We start from the raw sequence: 8,465 nt of genomic DNA, 5'->3' as shown, positions 1-8,465 counted from the left end.
TATCAACAAACCAATCTTCAGCAACCAGGTTATCAACAATCAGGTTATCAACAATCAGGTTATCAACAAACCAATCTTCAGCAACCAGGTTATCAACAACCAGGCTATGAGCAAACTGATTCTCAACAGGTTAATTATCAAAGTGGTCAAGAAAGCCGTTTGGATGAATCACAAGAGAGCAATCGTCAACAGGCACAGCAACGAGAAGCCATTGTATTGGGTGCTAACGCCAATCGTCGAGGTTTAGCAGAGCTTGAAGCATTGCGCTTGCAAGTTAATGCTGCCGCAGAAGAAGTTGATTTCGCCTCTGTTAAAGCGCCATCAATTAATGAACAGAATAATTTGATTGCTGCGTTTGAAACGGCACTTAAAGACGTTGAATATGAACAGTCGGCGAATCAGCAAGTCACACAAGAAAAATTAGATCCTATTCCTAGACCTTCCAATCAGCAAATTCCGAAATATGGTGACTTACCTGCGAGCGTACAGTTGCAAGTACCCGAGTTTAATATTAATGCCCATGTATATTCATCAACACCAAGTAATCGTTGGTTAAATGTCGATGGGGTTGAATTACAGCAGGGCGATATGATTAAAAATAAGCTGACGATTGTAGAAATTCGACCACGAGATATAGTCCTAGAAATTGCCGGTGAGCAATTTAGGGTGCCAGCAATTTAGAGGGTATGAAATTTAAGACTATGTGGGTATGTAACAGATAAAACAAAGGCGCTAATAGCGCCTTTGTTTTATCTTAAAAATCGTAATATTAGCCGTGAATGTTATTGGCTAAAAATAGCGTTAATCCATAACCTATGCAGTAGCATAATAGTAATGCTGGGACATATTTTAAGTAGCTAACAAATGTCAGTTCTTCCACTTTACTCATCGCGATGATGCCAGATGCTGAACCGATGATTAATAACGATCCACCGACACCAACCGAATACGTTAATCCTAACCATTGTGCAGTCGTCAGTACTGGATCAGCTTTTAATAATGCTGCCGTTAATGGCACGTTGTCTAACAGTGCAGAACCCACACCGGTAAAGAAGTTAGAAATGCTTGGGTTATACATGCCATAGACTTCTGTTAATAGGTTAAGCGTACCAATTTCTTTAAGCATACCAACCAGCAATAAAATACCTAAGAAGAACAGTAAGGTATCGAACTCAACCTGGCGAATATATTCCAAAACTTGTACTTCTTCGTTTTTGCTTTTGCTGGTTCGACCCACTAAGAACATTACCGACAAGCCAAATAAGAAGGTTAATACAGGCGGAACACCAAAAAGCACATTCAATACCATAGTCAAAATAATGGTGATAAAGAAAATCAAGCCAATAACGATATCAACGGTATTGTAGTTTTGCTCAATTGGCGATGTGCTCACATGGCCTTCAGCTTTGAGTGAGAACAATATCGCTAGGATCATGACGCTGACGCCTGCAGGGATAAACAGTATTAATAAATCAGAAATGTGCACTTTACCTGCAAGGAAAATCATCAAGGTAGTCACATCGCCAGTGATTAATGCCACCCCGCCAGAGTTCACTGCAAAGATAATTAACACCGCCATGCGGCGACGCATTTGCTTGTCTAAATTAAAGGTGGTCAGTAAACCTAACGACACGAGAGTGGCTGTCACGTTGTCACAAAAAGTCGACAGCACTAACGAAAACATTCCCACTTGTATCATCAACATACGAACAGACACTTGCTGCGGAAATATTTTTTGCACCAGTACTTGGATCATGCCTTTAGCATTAAGGTAGGCAACAAAGGTCATCGTTGACATTAAAAACAACCATAATGTGGCAATTTCCAATAAGTTTTCATTAAGATTTTCACCCACAAGTTTACTTTTTTCTGGGCTGCCAGAGGCTATAAACAAGGTGATCCAAGCAATACAGCCAAGGAACAGGGTAGTTTTCGCTTTATTAATATGGGTAACTTCTTCGAGCACGATACTTAACAGCGCAAGCACTGCAAGTGAAATAAGAAAGGTATGTAGCATGACTGCAATTCCAACTTTGTGTTGTAGGTAATCAACATCATTACCATGAATTTTTGCTAACTTAATTTAGCCTTATTTTTAAGGTTTAATTAAGCTTTGTGTTTGGCGGGGCGATCACATCACACAACGAGCCATTTCGCAACTGAGATCACAATTATTTCATCAATAATCGACCAAAGTCGTGCATAGAAAAATGAACACAGAGAAAGGTAATGGGGATGTATTACACAAATAAAAATAGGATAAACAACGTAGTTATTTATCCTATTTTTGTGACCAACAGTTTGCTTAACCTAAAAAGTACTTAAGCAATAAAGTGGGTTTATTTCATTGTGGCAAAAACGCGATCAACAGCGGCTAATGTAAACTCAATTTCAGCATCGCCATGAGCCATTGATAAGAAACCTGCTTCATAAGCACTCGGTGCTAAATAAACACCTTCATCTAACATGCCATGATAGAAGTGACGGAAGTGCTCCATGTTGCATTTGGTTACTTGAGCAAATGACGTCATTGGGCTTTTATCTTCGGTGAAGAAGATACCAAACATGCCGCCCACATAAGTAATGTTTAATGGAATACCGTGTTTATCTGCCGCAGCTTTAAAACCTTCAGCAACACGTTTTGTTTTGTCTGCAAGCGCTTCATACAAACCCGGTTCACAAAGTTCATTCATTTGTGCTAAACCAGCGGTCATGGCAATTGGGTTACCTGATAACGTACCTGCTTGGTAAACTGGACCCGTTGGTGCGATAAATTGCATGATATCTTTACGGCCACCAAATGCGCCTACAGGCATGCCGCCGCCGATGACTTTACCTAGTGTGGTTAAGTCTGGTGTTACGCCATAGTGACCTTGTGCGCCGCTCATAGAGACACGGAAACCTGTCATCACTTCGTCGATAATTAATAATGCACCGAACTCGTCACAAATGGTACGTAAGCCTTGTAAAAAACCTTCCACTGGTGGAATACAGTTCATGTTTCCAGCTACAGGTTCAAGGATGATACAAGCAATATTGTCTGGGTTCTGCTCAAATATAGCGCGTACTGAATCAAGGTCGTTATAAGTCGCTGTTAACGTGTGTTTGGCAAAGTCTTCTGGAATACCAGGTGAACTTGGCTGGCCTAACGTTAATGCACCTGAACCTGCTTTAACTAATAAACAATCAGCATGACCGTGGTAACAACCTTCAAACTTTAAAATATCATCACGGTTAGTAAAACCACGCGCTAAACGAATTGCGCTCATGGTGGCTTCTGTGCCAGAACTCACCATACGAACTTGTTCCATCGATGGCACCATTGAAATGACTTTTTCAGCCATTTTAACTTCAAGTTCAGTCGGAGCGCCAAATGATAAACCGTTTTCGACAGCCGCTAACACTGCTTGACGAATTTTAGGATGATTATGGCCTAAAATCATCGGTCCCCATGAACCCACATAGTCGACATACTTTTTGCCATCGGCATCAAAAATATAAGCGCCATCAGCTTTTTCAATGAACAAAGGTGAACCACCAACACCATTAAAGGCACGTACAGGTGAGTTAACGCCGCCAGGAATGGTTTTTTTAGCCTGTTCAAATAAAACTTCGGAACGGGTCATGTCTAATCCTTAATATTGTGTGCCAATTATCTATCGGCTTTACGTGAATACCAGTTTACTGGGCACTCATACTTTTCGAGTTGATTTTCAACTCCAAGTGTTAATGCAAAAAGTGCCATTCGTATAAGTAAGCCGTTGTCGGCTTGTCTAAAAATAGCCAAACTTGGATGGCTGTTTAAATCATTGTCGAGTTCATTTGCTTGCGCGCGTGAATCTCGAGGTAATGGATGCATGATCACCGTATTTGATTTGCAATGCTGCGTATAAATATTGTGATTTAAGCGAAACTTGCCTCGGTACTTGTTAGCTTCTTCCTGTGAAGGGAAGCGCTCTTCTTGAATGCGCGTCAGATATAAAATATCCGCTTGATGTAAATTACCTTCAAGTTGTTCTGTTATTGTGATCTTATGGCCAGCTTTTTCAATGTCGGCGATCACATAGTCAGGCATTGCTAGCTCACTTGGCGATATCAATGTGAACTTAATGTCTTTATGCATGCAAAGTAAGCGTGATAATGAATGCACTGTACGGCCATATTTTAAGTCGCCCACCATGGCAATATGCATACCATCGATACCCATACCTGAATGGCTTAATTCTTTTTTGATGGTAAACAAGTCCAGCAAGGCTTGAGTTGGATGTTCATTTGGCCCATCACCGCCATTGATCACTGGCACTCGACTGCCTTCTGCAAACTCTTTGACGGAGTAGGCATCTGGATGACGCATAGCAATCACATCAGAATAGGTCGAGAGCACTCGGGCGGTATCGTAAAGCGACTCGCCTTTAGATAATGACGATGATGCCATTCCTGTTGTTTCTCGTACATGTCCGCCAAGCAAATTGAAAGCGCAGCCAAAGCTGACACGAGTACGGGTGCTAGGTTCAAAAAACAGATTACCTAAAATGGCACCTTCTAACACTTTGGTGCGTTTTTCACGCAAAGCATAAGGGGTCATTTTGTTAGCGACATTAAAAATAGTGTTAATCGAATCCAGATCTAACTGGCTTACTGAAAGGATATGTGAACCTTCGAACTGTGTCATCAGCCTGATTTCCAAAGTTTGGGGGCAAAATATTCACCAGAACAGCATGCTATTTTACCGTATTATTATATAGGGCGTTTTATAGGTTATGTGTAGGGTGGCTGAGGCAAAATTGTAGCAGAAAATTACTGCCAGATAAATATAATAACCGTGCTGAACTTTAAGATTCACTTGCTGCTAGGACGAACATTAAGAGGGCTTTAGTTTACTGTTTAACAACATTGTTCAGATCTGCTTTTTTGTTCATGCAGTGTCCAATGAGAAACATAGTCACTGAGATATAACCTCAAAACGCAATCTACTAAAACCGCTGTCGTTTGGGATGGTAAACCATTATTAAATCGCTTTTGTCGTGTGAATTAAGCTGTAATAAGGTGTAAAATGACACGCTAACAATGTGTCAATACACCTTGCGAATCAATACACTTTGCGAGCCAATACACCTAGCGAATCAATAGACCTAACTTGAAAATAGATCAATTATAATTGGTTAATGCCAACCGTTATCTTTGTGAGAGCTTAAACCGAGATAAGAGCTGGCTTTATACTTGGCCAGAGCGAATTTCTTGAAGTAAATTAGCCCAACTTATTACCCCAACCACTTTTTGGTTAGTGCCTCGATAGATATACACTTCGCCGGATCGTTTCGCTACTAGTGCCTCATAGGCTTCATTTAAGGTGGCAGTGTCAGGTAATCCTGGCATAGGAAGGCGAGAAAGCGTGGTCGAATCTTCAAATGACTGCATTTCAAGACGCAGCATTTCTATTTCACCTTCAGCATTACGCACCAATACCGGCCGACCCGCTGCGCGTTTGAGTACTTCAAGTAGCAGTTCGTCATCATCATTAACAATGACAAAACGTTTATCCATTAACACCCTAACACCTTTCTTTTGCAGCCCTTGGTTAAGCGGAGCAACCTTGTAACCAAGCCCCATAATATCAAGTTGTTTTAGCAGGATAGAGTTAGTATTAAATCCTTGGTATGCGACTAAAAATGCTGGAATGGTGACAAACATAGCCGGTAAAATAATCGAAGCATCGTTGGTTAATTCTAGAAGTGCAACCAATGCTGCCAAGGGGGCACTAAGGCAAACACCCATCATAGCCGTCATCCCAATTACGGTATATAAGCCAACATAAGGCGCAATGGACGGAAACAATAAGCTACTGACTAAGGCTAGGATTGCCCCGATTAATGCGCCAATGCCATAGAGAGGGCCGATAAGTCCGCCTGGTACGCCAAAGCCAATGGCAGCAATGGTTGCCAGCATCTTGGCTAATAATAACGCGATTAAAAACAGTAAACTAGGATGCTCGCTAATGGCTTCATTAATGGCTAGATCGCCTGAGCCTAACGCCTGTGGCATCACTAAACCAACTAGGGTGGTGACCGCTGCAGCAATCAGCAATCGATAAATCAACGGCCAGTGCTGGCCTGTCGCAGTGACTTTCGTCAGCGAAAAGTTAAACAGGGCAGCAGCACACCCTAACGCAAGGCCGCCAATGAGTAAAATAGGATAATGATCGAGCGGTATGTGGATCACATTGATCAAATCGTATTCGTGAATATTACCAAACACAAGTTGACTCGATACCGCGCCGCAAATAGCAGATAACATGATAGGGAAGAAGTAATGAATTTTGTACTCTCGTACAATGACTTCAAATACAAACAATACTGCCGCAAGTGGTGCATTAAAGGTGGCGGCAATACCGGCAGCAATACCGCTAGCACACATAATGCGTACACTATTGTCTGGCAACGAGAATTTCTCTGCCATAACACTGGCGCTCACTGCGCCTAAGTGAATCGCCGGACCTTCTTTCCCGACAGAAAAATTGGCCATTAATGCGATTAATGCTTGGAAAAACTGTCCTGCAGCTGATTGAAGCGGTACTTTACCGTAGTGCAATTTAAAGCGATGCAATACATACGCAATACCCATACGACGGTAACGTTTTGACCCCAATAGTGACAGCAACCAAATAAGTAATGCGCCGATTAAAGGTAAGTAAGAGCGCCAATCGCTTAAGGTTGATTTAAAGCTTATTGAATCTGCATGCAGGTATTGTTCAGCCCACACCAAGCTTAAACGGAATAAGATAATGACTAAGGAGGCGATGATGGCAAACAGCAGTGCGAGTGCACAAAGTTGCACACTAATTTTGGCCTGAGATAACTTATCTCTAAATTCGTTACGTAGATATTTGCGCGTAGCTCTTTTGGCGTGAATAATAGCGGCTTTATTTATCTTAAATTGCACGGTCTGACTCTAAGGTCTGTTTCAGTTTTAAGGTGATTTTTTGCAGTTGTTTATTGATTGACTGATAACGCGTATGTGTCATGTTATTACTCTCCATCAATATGCACTAACGGCTTTTAACCGGTCAAAGGTACTGCCTGAATATGTCTGTTTTAGCTCTTTACGTTGGGTAGTAAAGCTTCATTTGTTAGTTAAATATTATCTTACAACCTGACTTATACGGCATAGAATTCGAACGAAATGTTAAGCTCTACAGAAAAATAAGCCTTAAGCAAAAAAGCTTCGTCAAGCATACTGTATTTTATTAAAAGGTTGTAACGTAATGTTAAATTATCACCGTTGGTTAGACAGACTGCAAGTTTTAGAACGTAATAACCGGACATCAAGCATATACTTAATAGGGTTAATGGTCGTATGTTTTTTACTTGGCGCAATAAGTTTTAATCTTTGGCTTTCATTTGCACCAGAGGCTACACCCAATAGCGCCAGTGGTAAGCGTAAATTATTGCAAGAACTCGAGACCCAAGCGCAAGCGCTTGCAAGTCGAAATTTAGCGTTAAGTATTGCCGATAATGCCAATAAAGAAATGCAACAAATGTTTAGTCAGCAATTAACTGAACAGAAAGCATTAGAAAAAGAATTAGCATTTTATCGCAGTGTTATGGTCACCGATGGTGATGTTGAAGGGGTAGCGATTCATGGCGTGGAATTATCTAAAGGCGTGGCTCCTGAGCAATATCAGTTACGATTAATCTTAACGCAGTTGCAAAAACGCAAAGTGAAAGTGAAAACCAACGCCACGGTATTATTGCTCGGCACCCTAAACGGCAAACCAGCAGAACGGTCTTTGAGCAAGTTAGTTAATAAAAAACTGGATTTTGAGTTCAATTATTTCCACATTATGGACAGCGATTTTGTGCTGCCAAACGGGTTTAATTTACAACGAATTATGGTCAAAGTGAAGGTAGCTGCTAGCCGTGGGGTAAAAGGTGGTGAGATTGAACAAGTCTATAATGTGCCAGAGCTATTGATGGGTGAAAAAGAACTGCGGGTAATACTTGAACAAAATAGTCAGGTAAAGGATAATTCTTATTAGAAACCGAAGTAAGAGGTAGTAATGACTGAACAAGTTGATGCAGCAATGCCGATCCAATTTACCGATGCGGCGGCGATAAAAGTAAAAGGTCTGTTAGAAGAAGAACAGAATCCTGAATTAAAGCTACGTGTATATGTAACAGGTGGCGGTTGCTCTGGTTTTCAGTATGGCTTTACTTTCGATGAAAAAGTCAACGAAGGTGATTTCACCATTGAAAAACAAGGCGTGCAGTTAGTTGTTGATCCTATGAGTCTTCAGTACCTTGTTGGTGGTGAAGTCGATTATACATCGGGTCTTGAAGGTTCACGTTTTTTTGTTAAAACCCCTAATGCGACTACCACATGTGGTTGTGGGGCTAGTTTCTCGGTGTAATGCGTTCCACTGCAGCGATAAATCACTCTATAGACGAGATAACTCTCTCATTTTAGAG

At 41.2% G+C, this 8,465-nt stretch carries 7 protein-coding genes; 3 read left to right on the top strand and 4 right to left on the bottom strand.

Annotated features, from left to right (window positions below):
• The coding region (locus H5202_RS15665) for a general secretion pathway protein GspB (RefSeq protein ID WP_182772897.1) at nt 1-681 on the top strand (681 nt) is incomplete at its 5' end.
• Nucleotides 682-769: 88 nt separating this feature from the next.
• Here H5202_RS15665 and nhaD read toward each other — a convergent pair.
• From nhaD to H5202_RS15645, 4 genes are all read right to left on the bottom strand, one after another.
• Complete coding sequence (gene nhaD / locus H5202_RS15660) at nt 770-2,017, bottom strand: sodium:proton antiporter NhaD (protein ID WP_182772896.1); 1,248 nt, start codon at nt 2,015-2,017, stop codon at nt 770-772.
• 322 nt (nt 2,018-2,339) lie between these two features.
• A complete protein-coding gene (hemL, locus tag H5202_RS15655; protein ID WP_182772895.1) occupies nt 2,340-3,626 on the bottom strand; it encodes a glutamate-1-semialdehyde 2,1-aminomutase in 1,287 nt (428 codons plus the stop codon).
• A 26-nt stretch (nt 3,627-3,652) separates the two neighbouring features.
• Nucleotides 3,653-4,672, bottom strand: a complete 1,020-nt coding sequence (locus H5202_RS15650) for an aspartate carbamoyltransferase (RefSeq protein ID WP_182772894.1) — start codon at nt 4,670-4,672, stop codon at nt 3,653-3,655.
• 542 nt (nt 4,673-5,214) lie between these two features.
• Nucleotides 5,215-6,939 carry a chloride channel protein gene (locus H5202_RS15645; RefSeq protein WP_182772893.1) on the bottom strand — a complete coding sequence of 575 codons (1,725 nt, stop codon included), beginning with the start codon at nt 6,937-6,939 and terminating at the stop codon, nt 5,215-5,217.
• 322 nt (nt 6,940-7,261) lie between these two features.
• On the opposite strand from H5202_RS15645, the gene H5202_RS15640 reads away from it, so the two are divergent.
• Nucleotides 7,262-8,035: a DUF6776 family protein gene (locus H5202_RS15640; RefSeq protein ID WP_182772892.1), complete on the top strand. Its 774-nt coding sequence runs from the start codon at nt 7,262-7,264 to the stop codon at nt 8,033-8,035.
• A gap of 21 nt (nt 8,036-8,056) precedes the next feature.
• The gene (gene erpA, locus H5202_RS15635) at nt 8,057-8,407 is read left to right on the top strand and encodes an iron-sulfur cluster insertion protein ErpA (RefSeq protein ID WP_182772891.1); all 351 of its coding nucleotides are present in this window, start codon (nt 8,057-8,059) and stop codon (nt 8,405-8,407) included.
• Nucleotides 8,408-8,465: the final 58 nt, after the last annotated feature.

It is taken from the genome of Shewanella sp. SG41-4, assembly GCF_014164505.1.
In the GTDB taxonomy this organism is placed as follows: Bacteria; Pseudomonadota; Gammaproteobacteria; order Enterobacterales; family Shewanellaceae; genus Shewanella.
The sequence above is the reverse complement of the archived record's forward strand: the minus strand, read 5'-3'. Positions and strand labels throughout refer to the sequence as shown.